The following is a 21,571-nucleotide window of genomic DNA, read 5'->3' as shown; positions in this document are numbered from 1 at the left end:
CAGGTGCCGGGCCGTGTCGGAGCACCGGGCGGGGTGCCGGCGGCGCCGATCCTCCAGGGGAAGCCGTGCGCTCCCCGGCGTGCGCACCCCGGCACACCGGAGGACACCCTTGCGTCGCCGCCTCGTCACGGGACTGCTCGCGTTCACCGCGCTGCTGGCGCTCGTCACCGTGCTGCCCGTCTACGCCGCACCGGCCCCGGAGCCCGAGCCGGTCGAGACCGCCGCCGTGCAGGTCGACCTCGGCTCGGTCGAGGACCCCGCCGGGGACGCCGACGTGCAGGACGGCACGACCGACCCGGTGCCCGGCGTCCCGGACAGCGCGCCCACGCTCACCGTCACCCGCACCGACGTCGACGAGTTCTCCCTGGTCGGCGTCACCTGGGCGGCCGACCCCGCCGTCGTCGACGTCCGCGTGCAGGTCCGCGTGCAGGACGCGGACGGCGACTGGGGCGCCTGGACCGAGGTCGGCACCGAGGACGCCGAGCAGGAGCCGGACGCCGACGTCGCCGGGGACCCCGACACCCGCGGCGGCACCTCCCCGCTGTGGACCGGGCCGAGCACCGGCGTCGAGGTCGAGCTGGTGACCCGCTCCGGCGCGGCCCCGACCGACGTCCAGCTCGACCTGATCGACCCGGGTGACAGCGACGCCGACACGTCCCTGGGCCAGCCCGACATCCAGGACACCGCGAACGCGGCGGCGACCATGCCGCCGGTGTACTCCCGCGCGCAGTGGGGCGCCGACGAGAACATCCGCACCTGGGACCCCGAGTACGCGACCACGATCAAGGCCGCGACGCTGCACCACACGGCCGACACCAACGGCTACACGGCCGACCAGGTGCCGGCGATGATGCGCTCGATCTACCGCTACCACACGGTCAGCCGCGGCTGGGGCGACATCGGCTACAACGTGATCGTCGACAAGTTCGGCCGCCTGTGGGAGGGCCGCTACGGCGGCCTGGCCAGCACCGTGGTCGGCGCCCACGCCGGGGGCTTCAACACCGGGACCTTCGGCGTCTCCATGCTCGGCAGCTACGACACCGTCGCCGTCCCGCAGGCCACGGTCGACTCGGTGGCCGCCGTCATCGCGTGGAAGTTCGCCCTGTACAACGTCGACCCGCGCGGCAGCACCGTGCTGACCTCCGGCGGCGGCGGCACCTCGCGCTACGCCGCCGGGGTGCAGGTCACCCTCCCGACGGTCTTCGGGCACCGCGACGTCGGCAGCACCACCTGTCCCGGCCAGTACGGCTACGGCCGGCTGCCGGAGATCCGCAACCGGGTGACGGCCGCGATGGCCGGGTCCCTGCAGGGCATTCCCGCCCGGTACGCCTCCGACCCGGCGATCCGGGCGCAGCTGGGGTCCCCGGTGGGCGCGGCGCGGATCACCGCCGGCACGGTCTGGCAGCAGTACAGCGGCGGCCGGATGTACTGGACCCCGACCACCGGCGCCCGCGCGCTGTGGGGCGACATCCTCAACCGCTACCTCGCGCTCGGCGGGCCCGAGGCACTGGGCGCCCCCACGTCGGACCACCTGCCCACCCCCCGCGGCGACGGCTACTACGCCCTCTTCGAGAACGGCGGCATCTACTGGACGCAGGCCCACGGCTCGAAGTGGGTCAAGGGGTGGGTGTTCGACCGGTGGACGGCGTTGGGTCGGGAGCAGTCGGTGCTGGGGTTCCCGACGTCGGAGGAGACCGGGGTCGCCGGTGGGGTGACGCAGTCGTTCCAGCGGGGGGTGATCTCCTCCTCGGCGGGCACCGGGGCGCACGCGGTGTGGGGCTGGGTGCTGGACAAGTGGACGGCGCTGGGCCGCGAGGGCGGGGTGCTGGGCTTCCCGACCTCCGATGAGGTCGCCACGGCCGCCGGGGCGTACAACACCTTCGCCGGAGGCGCGGTGTACTCCACCGCGCAGACCGGCGCGCACGCGGTGGTCGGCTGGATCGGGCAGCGGTGGATCGCCGCCGGTGCCGGGTCGGCGGCGGTGGGCTATCCGGTCAGCGACGAGCAGCGCGCCCCGGACGGGGTGGGGGCGGTCAGCGAGTTCTCCAACGGGTTGATCGTCTCCAGTGCGCGCACCGGCGCGCACGACCTGGTCGGCCCGATCGCGGCGAAGTGGACGGCGCTGGGCGGGGTGCGCTCCTTCCTGGGCTATCCGACCGCCGATCCCCAGCCGGTGGCCGGCGGGTCGGTGAGCGCGTTCCAGAGCGGGTCGGTGTACCGGGCGCCGGGGGCGGCGCAGGCCTTCGAGGTGCACGGCTGGATCGGGCAGAAGTGGGCCGACGCCGGCGGGCCCGGTGGTGCGCTGGGCTGGCCGACGTCGGACGAGCGCCCGGCCGCCGACGGCGCCGGGGTGCTGCAGGACTACACCGGCGGGGTCGTCTACTCCTCGGTGCGCACCGGCGCGCGGGTGGTGCTGGGCCCGATCGCGGCGAAGTGGACCGCCCTGGGCGGGGCCGGGGCGTGGATCGGTGCGCCGGTCAGCGACCAGCTGGGCATGCCCGACCGGCGCGGCGCGGCCAGCGTGTTCGCCTCCGGTGCGGCGATCTACTGGTCACCGGGCACCGGGGCGTTCGAGGTGCACGGCTGGATCCGGCAGCTGTACTCCTCGCTCAACGGCGAGCAGTCCTTCCTGGGCTATCCGACCTCCGACGAGACGCCGGTGGCGGGCACGCAGGCGGTGGTGGGCACCTTCCAGGGCGGGCGGATCTACTCCTCGGCGGCCACCGGCGCCCGCGAGGTGCACGGCGCGATCCTGGACACCTACCTGGCCCAGGGTGGCCCGGCCGGCGCGCTGGGCCTGCCCACCAGCAACGAGTACGCCGTGCCCGAGGGGCGGGCCGGCGACTTCGAGCACGGCCGGATCGTCTGCAACACCACCACCGGCACCCTCACCGTCACCCCCCGGTGACCCCGGGAGCCGGGCGCCCCCGCCACGGCGGTACACCCGGCTCCCCCGGCTGCCGATGACCGAGGGGGACGACCGGCGGCACAGCCGGTCCCCCCGCACCCCGACCGCACCGCCGTCGGCCCCCGGCCTCCGGCGGTGCGCGGCCGTCCGGCTCGGGCCGGGTGTCCGTGCGTACGCGTCCAGGAGGAACCCGTGACCCGCGCCCGCTCCCGCCGTCCCGCCGTCCTGCTCCCCGCAGCGCTGGTCCCCGTGGCCGCGGCGCTCCTGCTCGGCGGCTGCTCGTCGGGCGGCACGCCGGCGGCCGACAGCTCACGGACCCCCGCCGCCGGCAGCCCGGCCGCCGGCAGCACGGCACCGGGCAGCACGACGGCGGAGGACCCGGCCGGCGGCTCCGGCAGCTCGACCGCGGTCCCCACGCCGGCGCCGGTCTCCCACGGCGACGACGACGTGGCCACCGACCGCGACCCGGCACCGGGCCCGGGCGCCGGCGGGGACACCGGCGGGGACGCCGACGACGACGCCGACGACGACGCCCGCGTCGAGGTGGTCACCAGCTACGCCGCCTGGGACGGCGCCGCCGGGGTGGTGGCCGCCGGCGGGTACGTGACCGGCGTCGTCGAGGACGGCGGCGCGTGCACGCTCACCCTGACCCGCGGGGGCCAGGAGGTCGTCGCCGAGACCACCGGCCTGGCCGACGCCTCCACCACCGCGTGCGGCGGGCTCGAGGTCGCCGGGTCGGCGCTCGGCTCCGGGCGGTGGACGGCGGTGCTGTCCTACCGCTCGTCGGGCGCCTCCGGGACGGCCGAGCCGGTGCAGGTGGACGTCCCGTGAGCCGCCGCACCGCGCCCCGGGCGGTCGTCCTCGTCCTGGTCCTGCTCTCGCTGGCCGTGCTGCTGCCCGTGCTCGGGCCCGCGCCGGCCGACCGGGCCGCGGCCGCCGACGCCCGGCAGTTCCAGCCCGGCAACATCATCTCCGACGACCTCTTCTACGACGGCCGCGCGATGACCGCGCCGGAGGTCCAGGTCTTCCTCGACCAGAAGGGCGCCGCCTGCCGCACGGGCGCCGACGGCACCCCGTGCCTGAAGGTCTACCGGCAGGACACCGAGGACAAGCCGGCCGACCAGTACTGCCAGGGCTACCGCGCCGCCTGGCAGGAGAGCGCGGCCGACATCATCGCCAAGGTCGGGCAGTCCTGCGGGATCAGCCAGCGGGTGCTCATGGTGATCCTGCAGAAGGAGCAGTCCCTGGTGACCAACACCGGGTCCTCCCTCTACGCCCGCCGGTACCGCGAGGCGATGGGCTTCGCCTGCCCGGACACCGCGCCGTGCAACCCGGCCTACAACGGCTTCTTCAACCAGGTCTACAGCGGCGCCCGGCAGTACCGCGTCTACCAGCTCAACGCGACCCGCTACGCGCACCGGGCCGGCACGACGGTCAACGTCCGGTTCCACCCCGACGCCGCCTGCGGCACCTCGCCGGTCTACATCCAGAACCAGGCGACCGCGGGGCTCTACAACTACACGCCCTACCAGCCCAACGCCGCCGCGCTGGCCGCGGGCTACAAGGTGGGCGACGGCTGCTCGGCCTACGGCAACCGGAACTTCTGGCTGTACTACACCGACTGGTTCGGCACCACGCAGTCACCCGGCGGCGGTGAGGTCGCCCGCCGCTACGCCGCCCTCGGCGGGGAGGGCGGCGTCCTCGGCGCCCCCCGCTCGGCCATCGGCTGCGGCCTGCGCGACGGCGGCTGCTTCCAGGACTACGCCTACGGCGCCATCCACTGGTCCCCGGCCACCGGCGCCCGCGTCACCCGCGGCTGGATCGCCGACCGCTGGTGGACCGCCGGCCGCGAGGGCGGCGAGCTCGGCTACCCGACCTCCGACGAGCAGCCCACCCCCCGCGGTGACGGGGTCTACCAGACCTTCCAGCGCGGCTCGGTCTACGTCAGCCCCGCCGGTGCCCGGGTCGTCAAGGGGTGGGTGTTCGACCGGTGGACGGCGTTGGGTCGGGAGCAGTCGGTGCTGGGGTTCCCGACGTCGGAGGAGACCGGGGTCGCCGGTGGGGTGACGCAGTCGTTCCAGCGGGGGGTGATCTCCTCCTCGGCGGGCACCGGGGCGCACGCGGTGTGGGGCTGGGTGCTGGACAAGTGGACGGCGCTGGGCCGCGAGGGCGGGGTGCTGGGCTTCCCGACCTCCGATGAGGTCGCCACGGCCGCCGGGGCGTACAACACCTTCGCCGGAGGCGCGGTGTACTCCACCGCGCAGACCGGCGCGCACGCGGTGGTCGGCTGGATCGGGCAGCGGTGGATCGCCGCCGGTGCCGGGTCGGCGGCGGTGGGCTATCCGGTCGGCGACGAGCAGCGCGCCCCGGACGGGGTGGGGGCGGTCAGCGAGTTCTCCAACGGGTTGATCGTCTCCAGTGCGCGCACCGGCGCGCACGACCTGGTCGGCCCGATCGCGGCGAAGTGGACGGCGCTGGGCGGGGTGCGCTCCTTCCTGGGCTATCCGACCGCCGATCCCCAGCCGGTGGCCGGCGGGTCGGTGAGCGCGTTCCAGAGCGGGTCGGTGTACCGGGCGCCGGGGGCGGCGCAGGCCTTCGAGGTGCACGGCTGGATCGGGCAGAAGTGGGCCGACGCCGGCGGGCCCGGTGGTGCGCTGGGCTGGCCGACGTCGGACGAGCGCCCGGCCGCCGACGGCGCCGGGGTGCTGCAGGACTACACCGGCGGGGTCGTCTACTCCTCGGTGCGCACCGGCGCGCGGGTGGTGCTGGGCCCGATCGCGGCGAAGTGGACCGCCCTGGGCGGGGCCGGGGCGTGGATCGGTGCGCCGGTCAGCGACCAGCTGGGCATGCCCGACCGGCGCGGCGCGGCCAGCGTGTTCGCCTCCGGTGCGGCGATCTACTGGTCACCGGGCACCGGCGCGTTCGAGGTGCACGGCTGGATCCGGCAGCTGTACTCCTCGCTCAACGGCGAGCAGTCCTTCCTGGGCTATCCGACCTCCGACGAGACGCCGGTGGCGGGCACGCAGGCGGTGGTGGGCACCTTCCAGGGCGGGCGGATCTACTCCTCGGCGGCCACCGGCGCCCGCGAGGTGCACGGCGCGATCCTGGATACCTACCTGGCCCAGGGTGGCCCGGCCGGCGCGCTGGGCCTGCCCACCAGCAACGAGTACGCCGTGCCCGAGGGGCGGGCCGGCGACTTCGAGCACGGCCGGATCGTCTGCAACACCACCACCGGCACCCTCACCGTCACCACGCACTGACGGCCGTCTCGTCCAGGATGGGTAGCTTGGGAACCGTGACCGCAACGGCCTCTCCCGGCGTGCGCAGCTGGCGCAGGGCCGTCGACGACCTCCGTGACGGGTGGCGCCAGCGCCAGCTGTGGGGGCACCTCGGCTGGCAGGACATCCGGCAGCGCTACCGCCGATCGGTCCTCGGGCCGGTGTGGATCACGATCAGCATGGCGGTCACCGCCGTCGCGCTCGGGGTCCTCTACTCGGGCCTGTTCGACATCGAGCTGTCCCGCCTGCTGCCGCACGTCCTCGTGGGCTTCGTCGTCTGGAACTTCATCAGCGGCTGCATCAACGAGGGCTCCGAGGTCTTCATCGCCAACGAGGGCCTCATCAAGCACCTGCCCTCGCCGCTGTCGGTGCACGTCTACCGGCTGGTGTGGCGGCAGGTGCTGTTCTTCGCCCACAACCTGCTCGTGTACGTGGTCATGCTGCTGGTCTTCCCGCAGCCCCTGACGTGGACCGTCGTCTACGCGATCCCGGCCTTCGTGCTGCTGGCGCTCAACGGGGCCTGGGTGGCCCTGGCGGTCGGCACCATCACGGCGCGGTTCCGCGACATCCTGCCGATCACGCAGAGCATCGTGCAGCTCGCCTTCTTCCTGACGCCGATCGTCTGGATCTACGACGAGCTCGTGAACAGCCCCAACCCCGCCATCGCCGAGCGGGCGCGGCTGGCCGAGTTCAACCCCTTCCTGCACTTCGTGGAGATCATCCGCAGGCCGCTCCTGGGCCAGGACCAGGTGTGGCGGCACTGGGTGGTCGTCCTCGCCATCACGGTGGTCGGCTGGGCGCTCACGATGGTCGTGCTGCGCCGCTACCGGTCCCGCGTCTCCTACTGGGTGTGAGCGTGAGCAACGACAGCACGGCGAACCCGAGCAGCCCGATCGGCATCGTCACCAAGGACGCCTGCGTCGACTTCCCGATCTTCGACGCCAAGAGCCGGTCGCTGAAGAAGACCGTCGTTGGCCTGGTGGGCGGCAACGTCGACAGCAGCCGCAAGGTCCCGGTCATCGAGGCGCTGCGGGACATCACGGTGTCCCTCGAGCACGGCGCCCGCGTCGGCCTGGTCGGCCACAACGGCGCCGGCAAGTCCACCCTGCTGCGGCTGCTGTCGGGCATCTACGAGCCCACCCGCGGCATCGCCGAGGTGCGCGGCCGGGTGGCCCCGGTGTTCGACCTCGGCGTCGGTATGGACCCCGAGATCTCCGGGCTCGAGAACATCATGATCCGCGGCCTGTTCCTCGGGATGACGCGCCGGCAGATGCAGGAGCGGGTCGACGACATCGCCGACTTCACCGAGCTCGGCGACTTCCTGCACATGCCGCTGCGCACCTACTCCACCGGCATGCGGGTGCGCCTGGCCCTGGGCGTGGTGACCAGCATCGACCCGGAGATCCTGCTGCTCGACGAGGGCATCGGCGCCGTCGACGCCGCCTTCCTGGAGAAGTCCCGGCAGCGGCTGGTGGCGCTGGTCGAGCGCTCGGGGCTGCTGGTGTTCGCCTCGCACTCCGACGAGTTCCTCCGCGAGCTGTGCGACACCGGCATCTGGATGGAGCACGGCCGGATCAAGCAGCAGGGCGACCTCGAGGACGTGCTGCGGGCCTACAAGGGCCTGCCGGCGTGACGGCGGCCGCTCCCGCGGCCGGGGAGCGCATCGTCGCCGTCGTCGTCACCCGGCACCGGCAGGAGCTGCTGGCGCACAGCCTGGCCGCGCTCGCCGCGCAGACCCGCCCGGTCGACCACGTCGTCGTCGTCGACAACGGCCCGGACCGGTCGGCCGCCGACGTCGTCGCGGCCAGCGGGCTGCCGGCCACCCACCTGCCCAGCGCGCGCAACCTCGGCGGGGCCGGCGGCTTCGCCTACGGGATGCTGCACGCCCTGGCGATCGGCGCGGACTGGGTGTGGTGCGCCGACGACGACGGCCGCCCGGCCGACGACACCGTGCTCGCCACGCTCCTCGACGCCGCCCGGCGGCACGGGCTGGCCGAGGTCAGCCCGCTGGTCACCGACATGGCCGACCCCGACCGGCTGGCCTTCCCGCTGCGCCGCGGCCTGCGCTGGCGGCGCCGGCGCGGCGACTTCGCCGGCCTGGACCTGCTGCCGAACTACGCCTCGCTGTTCAACGGCGCGCTGTTCCGGGCCGAGGCGCTCGACGTCGTCGGCGTCCCGGACTACCGGCTGTTCTTCCGCGGCGACGAGACCGAGGTGCACCGGCGGCTGCTGCGCGCCGGGCTGCCCTTCGGCACCTGCCCGCAGGCGGCCTACCTGCACCCGGAGGGGACGACGGAGTTCGCGCCGATCCTCGGCGGCCGGCTCTCGGCGCAGTACCCGGCCGACGAGGTCAAGCGGTACTTCACCTACCGCAACCGCGGCTACCTCATGGCCCAGCCCGGCATGCGCTGGCTGCGGCCGCTGGAGACGGTCCGCTTCGGCTGGTTCTTCCTCGTCTCCCGCCGCGACCCCGCCGGCTGGCGGCAGTGGCGGCGGCTCACCCGCGCCGGCCGCCGGGAGCGCCTGACCCGTCCCTGACGGAGGACCCCGGCCGGCGCTGCGCCACGCCGGAGTGCCCGGAGACGACGAGGGCCCCGACCGGATCTCCCGGTCGGGGCCCTCGTCGTCTGCGGGGCGGCTACAGGCGCCGGTAGCCCCACTCCTCGAAGGCCTCGCCCCAGCGGTCCATGGAGGTCAGCTCGCCGGCCGCGGCCTGGTAGCGGCGCTGCAGGTCGGGGAACTCCTGCGACATCCGGCGCAGCAGCTGCGCCGACGTCGTCACCAGCCGGCGGAAGGTCGCCGGGTCACGGCGCCGGAAGGTGACCCCGCGGCCGTCGGCGGTGCCCACGGTGGCGCTGTCGAGCCGGGAGAGCAGGAACCAGCGCGCGTCCTGGAAGGCCAGGTTCAGCTGCGGGGTGCCCAGGTTCTCCGGCGCGACCGGGCGGGCGTTGTGCACCAGCGCGCTGACCAGGGTCTTGCCGATCGACAGCGGGTTGACCGGGATGCGGCGGAACCGCACCGCCTTGGCCGTCGGCATCGAGGGCAGCGGCAGGTCGGCCGAGGAGGGCAGCACCTGGCCGTCGGCGTGCGTGGCGCGCACCTCGCGGGCCCGCACCACCGACTGCGGCATGTCGCGGAACAGCGCGTCCGGCCCGGCGAGGAAGTCGCGGTAGGCCAGGTGGTGCAGCTCGACGGTCGAGTACTGCAGGTTGATGAGGAACCGCAGGTCGGCCTTGAGCATCTCGCGGAACAGCTTGCCGCCGTGCCGGTACGGCGAGTGCAGCGCCGCGGCGACCAGCCGGTTGCGGATGTGGTAGTAGGCCTGCCAGTCGCTGGCGTCGTCCTTGTCGCCCCAGGACAGGTGCCAGATGGCGGTGCCCGGCAGCGACGCGGTGGGGAAGCCGGCGGCGAAGGCGCGCAGGCCGTACTCGGCGTCGTCCCACTTGATGAAGACCGGCAGCGGCATGCCGATCCGCTCGGTCACCGCGCGGGGGATGAGGCACATCCACCAGCCGTTGTAGTCGACGTCGATGCGCCGGTGCAGGTCCGGCGACTCGCGCAGCGTCTTCCTGCCGAAGTCGTGGTGGTACTCGGTGTTCGGCGCGTTGGTCCAGAAGAACGTCTCGCGGTCGACGATCTCGCCCATGCTGTGCAGCACCGAGCGGTTCTGCAGCGCCAGCATCTGCCCGCCGACGATCATCGGGCTCTTCGCGTAGGCGGCGAAGGCGCGCGCCCGCAGCAGGCTGTCGGGCTCGATCATGATGTCGTCGTCGAGCAGCACCACGTGGGTGGCGTCGCTGCGGGTGAAGGCCTCGTGCATGGTGCGCGCGAAGCCGCCGCTGCCGCCGAGGTTGGGCTGCTCGACCACCCGCAGCCGGTCGCCCAGCGCGGCCCGGACCTCGTCGTAGCCGGCGGCGTCGCGGACGTGGTTGTTGCCCTGGTCGGCGATGGTGACCAGCGCGAGCCGCTCGAGCACCGCGGGGTCCTCGACGAGCGCGCGGGCGGCGGCCAGCGCGTCGACGGGGCGGTTGTAGGTGCAGATGCCGACGGCCAGCCGGGGCTCCTCGGCGGGCGCCTGGGGGGCGTACCACCCGGCCTCGCGGACCACCGTGTCGCTCTCGGCGGTGACGTCGAACCAGTACCAACCGCCGTCGATGAACGGCGCCAGGTCCAGCTCGAGCTCGAGGGTCTGCTCGTCGCCCTGGTGCGAGACGCCGGTGACGTGCATCGACTCGCCGTCGGCCTTGGAGCGGTGCACGTCGACCCGGCAGGTCCCGGAGACGGTGACCCGCAGGACGATCGAGCCCAGCACGCTCCACCGCCGCCAGTAGCTGGCGGGGAAGGCGTTGAAGTACGTGGCGAAGGAGACCTCGGAGCCGGCCGCGATGAGGCCGGAGTGCCGCCCGTCCTGCCGGACCCGGATCGGGGAGTTCTCCTCGTCCAGGTAGAGGCTGCGGACCTTGAGGGGGTCGGCCGGCCGGGGCATGAGGACCCGCTGGACGAGCGTCACGGCCTTGTCGGGGACCAGGTCGGTCTGGGCCGGTTCGCTGACGGTGTCCGGGTTGACCGGTGCGTCGGCCACCTGCTGTGCGGTCATGGGGGAGTCTGTCCTCGCTGTCAGTCCTCGAGACGGCCGTCGAGGGAGCCGCCCTCGTCGAAGAACGGCCGGATGCGGTTGTCGAACATGGAGAGCGCGGAGCCGATGGCCATGTGCATGTCCAGGTACTTGTAGGTACCCAGCCGGCCGCCGAACAGCACCCGCTTCTCCGCGGCCTCCTGCTTGGCCAGCTCGCGGTAGCGCTCGAGCTTCGCCCGGTCCTCGGGCGTGTTGATCGGGTAGTACGGCTCGTCGCCGGTCTCGGCGAAGCGCGAGTACTCCCGGACGACGACGGTCTTGTCGGTCGGGTAGTCCCGCTCCGGGTGGAAGTGCCGGAACTCGTGGATCCGGGTGAAGGGCACGTCCTCGTCGGCGTAGTTCATCACCGAGGTGCCCTGGAAGTCGCCGATCGGCAGCACCTCGGTCTGGAAGTCCAGGGTGCGCCAGCCCAGCTCGCCGGCCTCGTAGTCGAAGTACTTGTCGATCGGGCCGGTGAACACCGTCGGCACGTCGGCGGGCAGCTGGTCGCGGACGTCGAACCAGTCGGTCGACAGCCGCACCTCGACGTTGGGGTGGTCGGCCATCTTCTGCAGCCACGCGGTGTAGCCACCGACCGGCAGGCCCTCGTAGGTGTCGTTGAAGTACCGGTTGTCGAAGGTGTAGCGCACCGGCAGGCGGGCGATGACCGCGGCCGGCAGCTCGGTGGGGTCGGTCTGCCACTGCTTCTTGGTGTAGCCGCGGATGAAGGCCTCGTAGAGGGGGCGGCCGATCAGGGAGATCGCCTTCTCCTCGAGGTTCTGCGCCTCGGCGGTGTCGATCTCGCCGGCCTGCTCGGCCACCAGGGCCCGGGCCTCGGAGGGGGAGAAGCTCCGGTCGAAGTACTGGCAGATGGTGGCCAGGTTGATCGGCAGCGAGTACGTCTTGCCCGCGTAGATCGAGTAGACCTTGTGCTGGTACTTGGTGAACTCGGTGAACTGGTTGACGTACTGCCAGACCCGCTCGTTGGACGTGTGGAACAGGTGGGCCCCGTACCGGTGGATCTCGATCCCGGTCTCGGGCTCCGGCTCGGAGTAGGCGTTGCCCCCGATGTGGTCGCGACGGTCGAGGACGAGCACGCGCTTGTCCAGCTGGCTGGCCACCCGTTCGGCGACGGTCAGGCCGAAGAAGCCGGAACCGACGACGACGAGGTCAGGACGGGCTGAGGTCACGCCTGGCGACTGTACCGGCGCGGCCTCCGTGGCCCGGGCTCCCGCGGGGCTCCTGGGGCGCTTCGTGACGGGACCGTCCCCCACGTCCCAGCGGCCACACCCGCCCCGCCCTCCCGCCGTCCGCCCCTGCCTCCCCGGGCCCGCCTCCTACAGTCGGCCCGTGCCCAGCCCCCCTCCCGACCGGCCGTTGCGCGTGGTGGCGGTGACCTACTCGCCCGGCGAGACCCTCGAGGGGTTCGTGACCTCCCTGGCCGAGGCCACCACCCGCCCGGTCGAGGTCGTGCTCGCCGACAACGGCTCCACCGACGGCGTCCCCGAGGACGTCGCCGCCCGCCACGACCACGTGCGGCTGCTGCGCACCGGCGGCAACGTCGGCTACGGCGCGGCGGTCAACGCCGGCCTGGCCGGGGTGACGGAGGGGTACGCCCTCGTGGCCAACCCCGACGTCCGCTTCGAGCCCGGCTCGCTCGACGAGCTGCTCGCCGTCGCCGGCCGCTGGCCGCGCGCGGCCACCGTCGGCCCGGCCATCCGCACCCCGGAGGGCGAGCTCTACCCGTCGGCGCGCGACCTGCCGCGGCTGTCGACCGGCGCCGGGCACGCGCTGCTGGGCTGGGCGTGGCCGGCCAACCCCTGGACGGCGCGCTACCGCCGCGAGCGCGAGGCGCCGCGCGAGCGCACCGCCGGCTGGCTGTCGGGCTCCTGCTTCCTCGTCGACCTCGAGGCGTTCTGGTCGGTCGGCGGCTTCGACCCCGGCTACTTCATGTACTTCGAGGACGTCGACCTCGCCGAGCGGCTGGGACGGGCCGGCTGGCTGCACGTGTACGCGCCCACGGCGGTCGTGGTGCACGAGGGCGGGCACGCCACCCGCCGCGAGCCGCACCGCATGGCGCGGGTGCACCACACCAGCGCGCTGCGCTACCTGTCCGGACAGCACCCCGGCCGGCGCAACGCCCCGCTGCGGGGCGCGCTGCGGGCCGGGCTCGGCGCCCGGATGCTGCTCTCCTACGTCAGCGGCCGGGTGGCCGCCGGGGCCCGGTTCCAGCGCCGCGCCGACGACGTCGGGCGGTCGGCCCGCACCCGCACCCGACAGGAGGCATCGGCATGAGGCACGCGGTCGTCATGGCCGGCGGCTCGGGCACGCGGCTGTGGCCGCTGTCGCGCGCCGCCCGGCCCAAGCAGCTGCTCGACGTGGTCAGCAGCGGGGACGGCGGCGCGCACAGCCTGCTCGCCGAGGCGTTCGCGCGGCTGGAGGCGGTGCTGCCCGCCGAGCAGATCTGGGTGTGCACCGCCGCGCGCTACGGCGAGCAGGTGCAGGCGGCCCTGCCCCGGCTGCGCCCCGACCGGCTGGTGCTCGAGCCGGTCGCCCGCGACACCGCCAACGCCGTCGGGCTGGCCGCCGCGCTGGTGGCCGAGGCCGACCCCGACGCCGAGCTCGCCGTCGTCAGCGCCGACCACGTGATCCGGCCGGTGGAGCGGTTCGCGGCGACGCTGGGCACCGCCTACGACGCGCTGACCGCCCGCCCGCGGGCGCTGGTCACCCTCGGCATCCGGCCCACCGCGCCGGCCACCGGCTTCGGCTACGTGCGCCGCGGCGCGCCCACGGAGGTGCCCGGGGTGGCCGAGGCCGCCGCGTTCAAGGAGAAGCCCGACCGCACCACCGCCGAGGGCTACCTGGCCTCCGGCGAGTACCTGTGGAACTCCGGCATGTTCGTCTGGCGGGCGCGCACCGTGCTCGACGCGCTCGCCGAGCACCTGCCGGCCAGCGCCGCGGGGCTCGGCCGGGTGGTCGCCGCACCGGCCGGGCCCGAGCGCGACGCCGTCCTCGCCGAGGTCTTCCCGACGCTGCCGAAGACCAGCGTCGACTACGCCGTGCTCGAGCCGGCCGCCACCGAGCCCGGCCGGGTGCTGGTCGCCGACCTCGACGTCGACTGGCTCGACGTCGGCTCGTGGCCGGCCCTCGCGCAGACCCTGGCGACCGAGGGCGGCAACGCCGTCGCCGGGCTCGCGGTGTCCCTCGACAGCGCGGGCAACATCGTCTTCAGCGACGACCCGGAGCACGTGGTGGCGCTGGTCGGCGTCCGCGACAGCGTCGTCGTCGCCACCGCCGACGTCACGATGGTGTGCCCGGTGGCCGACGCCGAGCGGGTCAAGGCCCTGCTCGCGGCCGTCGAGGAGAGGTTCGGTGGCCGGTACAGCTAGGCGGCGTGGTCGAATGCCCGGCATGCAGAGCTTCGACGTCGCAGCTGTCGTGTCCGGCGGGGCCTCCGGCCTCGGGGAGGCCACCACCCGCGCGCTGGCCGCGCGCGGGGCGGCGGTGACCATCGTGGACCTCAACGAGGAGCGCGGGAAGGCGCTGGCCGCCGAGCTGGGCGGGCACACGACCTTCGTGCGGACCGACGTGACCGACGAGGCGCAGGTCGCCGCCGCGGTCGCCGACGCCACCGGCAAGGACCGGCCGCTGCGCATCGCGGTCAACTGCGCGGGCATCGGCTGGGCGCAGCGCACCGTGGGCAAGGGCAACACCCCGCACGACCTCGACCCGTTCCTGCGCACCGTCATGGTCAACCTGGTCGGCACCTTCAACGTGCTGCGCCTGGCCGCCGCCGCGATGGCCGCCACCGAGCCGGAGGAGGACGGCGAGCGCGGCGTCGTCGTCAACACCGCCTCCATCGCGGCGTTCGACGGGCAGATCGGGCAGGTCGCCTACGCCGCCTCCAAGGGCGGCATCGTCGGCCTGACGCTGCCCGCCGCCCGCGACCTGTCCAGCGTCGGCGTGCGGGTGTGCACCATCGCCCCCGGCCTGGTCGACACGCCGCTGCTGGGCAGCCTCCCGGAGGAGGCCCGCACCGCGCTGGCCGACGGCATCCCGTTCCCCAAGCGACTGGGCCGCCCCGACGACTTCGCCCGGCTGGCGCTGGCCATCGTCGAGCACGGCTACCTCAACGGCGAGACCATCCGCATGGACGGTGCCCTGCGCATGGCCCCGCGCTGACGCGCGGGCTGTTCCACCTCTCTTCCCCGGAGACCCGCGTGACCACCTCCCTGCCGGCCCGGACCCCGCCGGCACCCGCGCCCGTCCTCGACGGCGCCGACTTCACCGACTGCTGGCGGCCGGACTGGCGCTTCGACCTCACGGCGGTGCTGCGTCCGCACCAGCGCAGCGCCGGCGACCCGGCGATGCAGTGGGACGGCGACGCCGTGTGGCGCACCACCACCACGCCGTGCGGGCCGGCCACGGTGCGCATCACCTGCCGCGGCGGGGAGGTGCGCGTGCAGGCGTGGGGTCCGGGCGCGGAGTGGGCCGGGACGGCGGTGCCCGGCTGGCTGGGCGCGGACGACTGCCCGGACGGGTTCGACCCCGACTGCCACCGGCTCGTCAGCGCGATCGCCCGGCGCACGCCCGACCTGCGGCTGGGCCGCACCGGCCGCACCTGGGACGCCCTGGTGCCGGCGGTGCTCGAGCAGAAGGTGACCGTGGTCGAGGCTCACCGGGTGTGGCGGGCGCTGCTGCGGCTGGCCGGCGACCCCGCGCCCGGTCCGGCGCCCGCGGGCATGCGGGTGCTGCCCTCGCCGCGCCGGCTGCGCGAGATCCCCGACTGGGAGTGGCACCGCTGCGGTCTGGACGGCGCGCGGCGGCGGGCGCTGCTGCACGTGGCGTCGGTGGCGCACGCGCTGGAGCCGGACGACGGCTGCGACTCCCCGACGCTGCAGCGGAAGCTGCGCACGGTGCCCGGCATCGGCGTGTGGACGGCGGCCGAGGTGGTCCAGCGCACCCACGGCTGCCCGGACACCGTCAGCTACGGCGACTACCACCTGAAGAACCTGGTCGGCTGGTCGCTGGCCGGCCGCAGGACCGACGACGACGGGATGATGGAGCTGCTCGAGCCGTGGCGGGGGCACCGGCAGCGGGTCGTGCGCCTGCTGCACGTCGGCGGGAGCATGCCGCCCCGCCGCGGTCCGCGGACGGCGCCGACGAACTACCGCCGCATCTGAGGGCGGGGCCGTCCTCCCGCACCGCGATGATCAGGTCACCTGATCGTCGCCGCTCCTCAGCGGCCGTCGAGGAGGCCGAGCAGGTAGTCGCCGTAGCCGCTCTTGCCCAGGGGCTCGGCGGCGCGCCGCAGGCCGTCGTCGTCGAGCCAGCCCTGCCGCCAGGCGACCTCCTCGATGCAGCCGATCTTGAGCCCCTGCCGCTCCTCGACCACCGAGACGAACTCCGTGGCCTGGCGCAGGGAGGCGAACGTCCCGGTGTCCAGCCACGCGGTGCCCCGGTCCAGGACGGTCACCGTCAGCCGGCCCCGCCGCAGGTAGTGCTCGTTGACGGCGGTGATCTCCAGCTCGCCCCGGGCGCTGGGCCGGATCCCGCGGGCCACCTCGACCACCGACGACTCGTAGAAGTACAGCCCCGGCACGGCGTAGGAGCTCTTGGGCGCCACCGGCTTCTCCTCGATCGACAGGACCCGGCCCGCGCCGTCGAACTCCACGACGCCGTAGTCCTGAGGGTTGGCGACGTGGTAGGCGAACACGTGCCCGCCGTCGGGGTCGGGCAGCCGGCCCAGGGCGGTCCCGAGGCCGGCGCCGTAGAAGATGTTGTCGCCCAGCACCAGGGCCACCGACTCGTCGCCGACGAAACCCGCCCCGATGAGGAAGGCCTGCGCCAGGCCCTCCGGTCGCTCCTGCACGGCGTACTCGATGCGCATCCCGAGCCGCTTCCCGTCGCCGAGCAGCGCGCGGAAGGCCGCCTGGTCGCCGGGGGTGGTGATCACCAGCACCTCGCGGACGCCGGCCATCATCAGCGTCGAGAGCGGGTAGTAGACCATCGGCTTGTCGTAGACCGGCATCAGCTGCTTGCTGACCGCCTGCGTGATGGGGAACAGGCGGCTGCCCGTGCCCCCGGCCAGGATGATCCCCCGCATGCCCGGCGACGCTAGCGACTGCGCGGCCGTCAGACCCGCGGCGAGCCCAGCCACAACCTCCCGACGAGTGAGGACCCGCCCGGCGTGCCGACCGGCTCCCAGCGGGTGGCCCAGCCCTCCGCGTGCAGCTGCACGAGCACCGCGCCGACCAGCGCGCCGAGGTTGAGCGCCGTCGTCGTCGTGACCCGCTCGTAGAGGTGGACGTCGACCACGCCGTCGCCCTCCCCGCCGTGCCGCAGCACCACCGGGAACTCCGGCAGCGCCGCGCTGGCCACCCGGAACGCCTCGGCGACGGCCTCGCGGTCACCCGGCCGCGGCACCAGGTCGACCACCGGCACCCGGCTGCCCACCAGGTCGCGGCTGCCGTAGGGGAACAGGTCGCCGGGGCCCAGCCGCACCAGCGGCCGCGTGCCGTCGTCCTCCGTCAGCGCGGGGAACGACAGCCCCCGGACGACGGCGACCGGCACGCCGTCGAGCTTGCCCTTGACCAGGTCGGCGGCCGAGGCGAGCTCGTCGACGACGGCGACCTGGGTGGTCTCCAGCCGGTTGCCGTGGGCGTCGACGGCACCCCGGTGGTCGGTGAGCGCGGCGATGCCCGCGGAGCCGACCGCGACGTCGGTGAGCCCCTCGCGCCAGGTGCGGCCGAACGTGTCGCTGACGACCACCGCCACGTCGACGCCGAGCAGCTCCCGCAGCCGGGCGCGCAGCCCCCGCGCCGAGGCGTCGGCGTCCTCGGGCAGCAGCACGAGGGAGTCGCCGGGCACGTTGGAGGCGTCGATGCCGGCGGCGGCGACCACCCAGCCCTGGCGGGTCTCGACGATCTTCAGCGGCCCGCGGCGGGCCACGACCCGCACCGTCTCCGCGTCGATGGCCCGCTGCCGGACGGCCTCGCGGTCGGCGCCGGGCGGCACCGGCACCACCCGGCCCTCCACCTTGGACACCACCTTGGAGGTGACGACGACGACGTCGCCGTCGGCCAGCCACGGGGCGGCCCCGGCGATCGCGCCGGCCAGGTCGTCGCCGGGGCCGAACTCCGGCAGCCCCGCGACCGGGAGGACCCGCACGCCCGCCGGCTCAGACACCTGCGGCGTCCAGTGCGGCGCGGGCCATCGCGGCGGTGGCCTCGGGCGAGCCCATCAGCAGCGGCACGGCGCGGACGTCGACGCCGGGCACCTGCGCGGGGTCGCCCTCGTGCACCAGCCACGCGTCGAGCAGGCCGCCGTCGGAGCGGGCGCCGTAGTGCCGGCCGACGCCCTCGGCGCTGACCTCGACGCCGAGCACCGGCAGGCAGCGGTCGGCCATGCCGCGCACCACCGCGCCGCCGACGATCGGGGAGATCCCGACCACGCGCCCGGGGGTGGCGCGCAGCGCGTCGCGCAGGCCCGGCACGCCGAGCACCGTGCCGATCGACACGACCGGGTTCGACGGCGCCAGGACGACGGCGTCGGCGCGGGCCAGCGCCTCGACCACACCGGGTGCCGGGCGGGCCCGCTCGGCACCGACCTGCACGAAGGCGTGCGGGATGGGCTCGGCGCGGTGGCGCACCCACCACTCCTGGAAGTGGATCGCCCCGCGGCGGCCGGTGTCGGGGTCGTCGACGACGACGTGGGTCTCCACCCGCTGGTCGCTCATCGGCAGCACGGTCACGCCCGGCTGCCAGCGGTCGGCCAGCGCGGCGGTGACGTCGGAGAGCGGGTAGCCCGCGTCGAGCATCCGGGTGCGCACGAGGTGGGTGGCGAGGTCGCGGTCGCCGAGGCCGAACCAGGTCGGTTCCGCGCCGTAGGCGGCCAGCTCCTCCTTGACCGTCCACGTCTCCCCGGCACGGCCCCAGCCGCGTTCCGGGTCGATGGCGCCCCCGAGGGTGTAGACGACGGTGTCGAGGTCGGGGCAGACCCGCAGCCCGTGCAGGGTCACGTCGTCGCCGGTGTTGACCACCGCGGTGACCGAGGACGGCGGTGCGACGCCGCGCAGGCCGGTGAGGAACCGGGCCCCTCCGACACCTCCGGCGAGGACGACGATCTCCACGAAACTCATCGTGCCCGATGGGCAGTTGTCCACTGTTAGCCGGGCGTGTCGGGTACTGCCACGAGATGTGACGAACGCGGTGTGACTGCTGGGGCACGTGTGGTCAACCGCTTACACGGGGCGAAGTTGACGCTCAGGCAACGACACGCGTGTAATTCCGACCGGTACGAGGCGCGGGGGGACGCCCGGGGGAGACCCGGGGACTCGGCCTCCGGGGACGACAGCGAAGGGGACGCATCGTCATGGCAGAGGTCTCGTGGCTGAGTGACTACATCGGCTCGACGGAGCGGGGCGGCCGCGGCGCCGACCGGCCCGACCTGGGCCTGATGGGGATGCTCGGCGCGGCCCTGCAGGACGAGGCCCAGTCGTGGCAGGAGCGCGCGCTGTGCGCCGAGACCGACCCCGAGGCGTTCTTCCCCGAGAAGGGCGGCTCGACCCGCGAGGCGAAGAAGATCTGCACCGGCTGCGAGGTCAAGGCCGACTGCCTCGAGTACGCCCTCGCCAACGACGAGCGCTTCGGCATCTGGGGCGGGCTCTCCGAGCGGGAGCGCCGCCGCCTGCGCCGTCGCGCCATCTAGTCGACGGCCCCCCGCCTCCCACCCCTCGCAGGCTCAGGGGGCCCCGCCCCGGGGCCGTTCCCGCCCCTCCCCAGCCCCCGACGGCACCGCCGTCGGGGGCTGCGGCGTCCCCGGGGCCGGTCGCCCGGCGCTGTGGTCGGATGGGCCGGTGGACGGCGGGGACAGGCACACGCGCACCGCGCTGGGCCGGGCCGACGTCGCCCGCGAGGTCCGCGCCGCCGTGCCGCTCGCCCGGGCGCTCGCCGCGCCGGTCACCGCCGAGGCGCCCTGGCTGACCGCCGTGCTGTCCGTGCAGGCGGCGCACCGGCGCCCGCGGCTGCTGCCCGCGGCCGTCGTCGTCGGACCCCGGGGGTCGGGCCGCCCCGACGCGCTGGCGCTGCTGGCGCTGGCGACGACCGGCCCGGTCGTGACCGCCACCCTGCTCGGCGACGGCCTGCCCGCACCCGGCGGCCGCCCGACCGCGCGGCTGCCTGCCCGGGACGAGGACGCCGCGGACCGGCTCGCGGCCGGCGTCCTGGACCTGCTCACCTCGCTGCGCCGGCCCTGGCGGCTGCGGCTGGCCGGGCTGCCGCTGGGCGACCCCACCGTGCGGGCGCTGGCCCGGCTGCGGCCCGACGCCCGGGTGGCCAGCGCGCGCACCACCCGCCTGGTCGACGACCTCGACGCAGTGGCCCCCGGCCGGGTCGAGCGCAGCCGGGACGCCCGCGACCTCGACCGCGCGCTGCCCGCGCTGCTGGCGGGGGAGCGCGACCGGCGCGCCCGCGACCTGGTCCGCGCCGCCGCCCGGCTGCACGCCGCGCTCGGCCGCGTGGAGGTGGCCACGGTGACCGACGGCGGCCGGCTGCGGGCCGGCCTGCTGACGCTCGTCGACGGCGCCGACCGGCTGCCCTGGTGGGGGCGCTCAGAGCTCGGCGGCCTGACCACCGCCCGGGGTGCGCCCGCCGTCGGCGTGACGCTGTCCGGCCAGGGGCGCGTGCTGCGGGCGGTCCTCGACCGGGGCGCGGCCCACCTGCCGGCGGTGCCGCTCAGCCGGCGACGCGGATCCGGCTGAGCGCCGGGTCGGGCAGCGACTCCGCGCGGTCGGTGCCCAGGAACAGCGCCCCCTCGGCGCGCGCCTCCCCGTCGCGCAGCCGCCCGGCCGGCGCCACGGTCACGCTCAGCGGGTAGACGCGGCCGGTGTAGGCCGGGGGCGTCCCCGACGGGCGGGTGTAGGTGGGGAAGCGCCCGGTCAGCCGCAGCGTGTCGCCGTCGCGGGTGACCTCCAGGGCCGGCGTCGGGAGGTCGGCGTACTCGACGACGGCGGGCGTGCAGCCGGCCGCGGCCGGGTCGGCCGGCGCCGTGTCGCCGAGGCAGTTCCAGGTGGGCAGCAGCAGGTGCGCCAGCGCCCGGCCGCTGCCCACGGTCACGCTCACCGACGGGTAGGCGACGGTCACCCCGACCGCCCGCCGCTCCAGCACCAGCCCGCCGAGCGCCAGGCGTGCGGTCACGCCGTCGTCGCCCAGGGGCACCGAGCGCGCGGCCAGCGCGCCCGCGCCCCGCTCGCCGGGCAGCGGGTCGGCGGGCACGGGTGGCAGGTCCGGCGGGGCGGTGCTCGGCGGTGCCGCCGTCGGGGCCGGTGGTCGGGGCGCCGGAGCCGCCGCGGGCGGGCCGGGGAGGGCGTCCCCGCCTCCCGCGAGGCCCGCGACCGCGGCCAGCACGGCGACCAGCGCCAGCGCCGCGGCGGTCAGCCCGGCCACCGTCCGGCCCGCGGGGTCGGGCCCCGCCGGACCCGGGGCGGCCGGCTCCGGCGGCGGGGTGGTCCCCGCGTCGCCGGCCCCCGGGGTGCCGGGGGGCGCCTCGAGGAACCCGGGCAGGTCGTCCTGCGCCCAGCGGCGACCGGCCGGCCGGGGCGGGGGCCCGGGCCCGGGCTCGGGCTCGGCGGGCCTCCGGCGCCGGTCCAGCAGCAGGCCGGCGGCCACCACGCCCAGCGCCAGCAGCGCCACGGCCAGCACGACCCAGGCGGCGACCGGAGCGGGGGAGTCCATCCCCGAGAGCATCCCAAGCCGCCCGCGCCGGCCCTCC

The 21,571-nt window shown here is 75.2% G+C and carries 18 protein-coding genes; 12 read left to right on the top strand and 6 right to left on the bottom strand.

Going from position 1 to position 21,571, the window contains the following annotated elements; translation table 11 throughout:
• Positions 1-109: 109 nt before the first annotated feature.
• The 6 genes from LY71_RS01225 (at position 110) to glfT1 (ending at position 8,724) form a co-directional block, all read left to right on the top strand.
• Positions 110-2,908 carry an N-acetylmuramoyl-L-alanine amidase gene (locus LY71_RS01225; protein ID WP_106275154.1) on the top strand — a complete coding sequence of 933 codons (2,799 nt, stop codon included), beginning with the start codon at positions 110-112 and terminating at the stop codon, positions 2,906-2,908.
• Positions 2,909-3,100: 192 nt separating this feature from the next.
• A complete protein-coding gene (locus LY71_RS23280; RefSeq protein ID WP_106275153.1) occupies positions 3,101-3,739 on the top strand; it encodes a hypothetical protein in 639 nt (212 codons plus the stop codon).
• Positions 3,736-6,168, top strand: coding sequence for a hypothetical protein (locus tag LY71_RS01215; protein ID WP_106275152.1), 2,433 nt, complete (start codon positions 3,736-3,738; stop codon positions 6,166-6,168). The genes LY71_RS23280 and LY71_RS01215 overlap by 4 nt, the downstream gene beginning before the upstream one ends.
• Positions 6,169-6,203: 35 nt before the next feature.
• Positions 6,204-7,040, top strand: a complete 837-nt coding sequence (gene wzm / locus LY71_RS01210; RefSeq protein WP_245887588.1) for a galactan export ABC transporter permease subunit Wzm/RfbD — start codon at positions 6,204-6,206, stop codon at positions 7,038-7,040.
• Between the two features lie 2 nt (positions 7,041-7,042).
• On the top strand, positions 7,043-7,819 hold the full coding sequence (gene wzt, locus LY71_RS01205; RefSeq protein WP_245887587.1) for a galactan export ABC transporter ATP-binding subunit Wzt/RfbE: 777 nt from the start codon (positions 7,043-7,045) through the stop codon (positions 7,817-7,819).
• Positions 7,816-8,724 (top strand): galactofuranosyltransferase GlfT1, encoded by a 909-nt coding sequence (gene glfT1, locus LY71_RS01200; RefSeq protein WP_106275150.1) that lies wholly within the window; start codon positions 7,816-7,818, stop codon positions 8,722-8,724. Before wzt ends, glfT1 begins: the two co-directional genes overlap by 4 nt.
• A 100-nt stretch (positions 8,725-8,824) precedes the next feature.
• Here the strand turns inward: glfT1 and LY71_RS01195 are convergent, their stop codons facing one another.
• Both LY71_RS01195 and glf read right to left on the bottom strand, forming a co-directional pair.
• Positions 8,825-10,783 (bottom strand): glycosyltransferase, encoded by a 1,959-nt coding sequence (locus tag LY71_RS01195; protein ID WP_106275149.1) that lies wholly within the window; start codon positions 10,781-10,783, stop codon positions 8,825-8,827.
• Between the two features lie 20 nt (positions 10,784-10,803).
• A complete protein-coding gene (gene glf, locus LY71_RS01190; protein WP_106275148.1) occupies positions 10,804-11,991 on the bottom strand; it encodes a UDP-galactopyranose mutase in 1,188 nt (395 codons plus the stop codon).
• 160 nt (positions 11,992-12,151) lie between these two features.
• Between glf and LY71_RS01185 the strand changes: the two genes are divergently transcribed.
• From LY71_RS01185 to LY71_RS01170, 4 genes are read left to right on the top strand one after another with little or no spacing between them, the layout of a single operon-like run.
• Positions 12,152-13,096 carry a glycosyltransferase family 2 protein gene (locus LY71_RS01185; protein ID WP_106275147.1) on the top strand — a complete coding sequence of 315 codons (945 nt, stop codon included), beginning with the start codon at positions 12,152-12,154 and terminating at the stop codon, positions 13,094-13,096.
• Entirely contained in the window at positions 13,093-14,190 is a 1,098-nt protein-coding gene (locus LY71_RS01180; RefSeq protein WP_106275146.1) for a mannose-1-phosphate guanylyltransferase, read from the top strand. The genes LY71_RS01185 and LY71_RS01180 overlap by 4 nt, the downstream gene beginning before the upstream one ends.
• Before the next feature lie 22 nt (positions 14,191-14,212).
• Positions 14,213-14,983, top strand: a complete 771-nt coding sequence (locus LY71_RS01175) for an SDR family NAD(P)-dependent oxidoreductase (RefSeq protein ID WP_106275461.1) — start codon at positions 14,213-14,215, stop codon at positions 14,981-14,983.
• A gap of 38 nt (positions 14,984-15,021) precedes the next feature.
• The gene (locus LY71_RS01170; protein WP_245887586.1) at positions 15,022-15,984 is read left to right on the top strand and encodes a DNA-3-methyladenine glycosylase family protein; all 963 of its coding nucleotides are present in this window, start codon (positions 15,022-15,024) and stop codon (positions 15,982-15,984) included.
• A gap of 56 nt (positions 15,985-16,040) precedes the next feature.
• On the opposite strand, the gene rfbA is transcribed toward LY71_RS01170, so the two are convergent.
• Genes rfbA through cofD form a run of 3 tightly spaced genes read right to left on the bottom strand, consistent with a single transcriptional unit; the run spans position 16,041 to position 18,941 of the window.
• Positions 16,041-16,907, bottom strand: coding sequence for a glucose-1-phosphate thymidylyltransferase RfbA (gene rfbA / locus LY71_RS01165; RefSeq protein ID WP_106275459.1), 867 nt, complete (start codon positions 16,905-16,907; stop codon positions 16,041-16,043).
• Positions 16,908-16,936: 29 nt separating this feature from the next.
• A complete protein-coding gene (locus LY71_RS01160) occupies positions 16,937-17,989 on the bottom strand; it encodes a coenzyme F420-0:L-glutamate ligase (RefSeq protein ID WP_106275145.1) in 1,053 nt (350 codons plus the stop codon).
• Entirely contained in the window at positions 17,982-18,941 is a 960-nt protein-coding gene (gene cofD / locus LY71_RS01155) for a 2-phospho-L-lactate transferase (RefSeq protein ID WP_245887585.1), read from the bottom strand. Before cofD ends, LY71_RS01160 begins: the two co-directional genes overlap by 8 nt.
• Positions 18,942-19,258: 317 nt before the next feature.
• Here cofD and LY71_RS01150 point away from each other — a divergent pair, with 317 nt between their 5' ends.
• Positions 19,259-19,510, top strand: a complete 252-nt coding sequence (locus LY71_RS01150) for a WhiB family transcriptional regulator (protein WP_170121186.1) — start codon at positions 19,259-19,261, stop codon at positions 19,508-19,510.
• 148 nt (positions 19,511-19,658) lie between these two features.
• Complete coding sequence (locus LY71_RS01145; RefSeq protein ID WP_211297081.1) at positions 19,659-20,561, top strand: hypothetical protein; 903 nt, start codon at positions 19,659-19,661, stop codon at positions 20,559-20,561.
• Here LY71_RS01145 and LY71_RS01140 read toward each other — a convergent pair.
• Complete coding sequence (locus tag LY71_RS01140) at positions 20,536-21,534, bottom strand: hypothetical protein (RefSeq protein ID WP_106275142.1); 999 nt, start codon at positions 21,532-21,534, stop codon at positions 20,536-20,538. The two genes, LY71_RS01145 and LY71_RS01140, sit on opposite strands and share 26 nt — an antisense overlap.
• Positions 21,535-21,571: the final 37 nt, after the last annotated feature.

Source organism: Geodermatophilus tzadiensis, from assembly GCF_003002915.1.
Classification (GTDB): Bacteria; Actinomycetota; Actinomycetes; order Mycobacteriales; family Geodermatophilaceae; genus Geodermatophilus; species Geodermatophilus tzadiensis.
The sequence above is the reverse complement of the archived record's forward strand: the minus strand, read 5'-3'. Positions and strand labels throughout refer to the sequence as shown.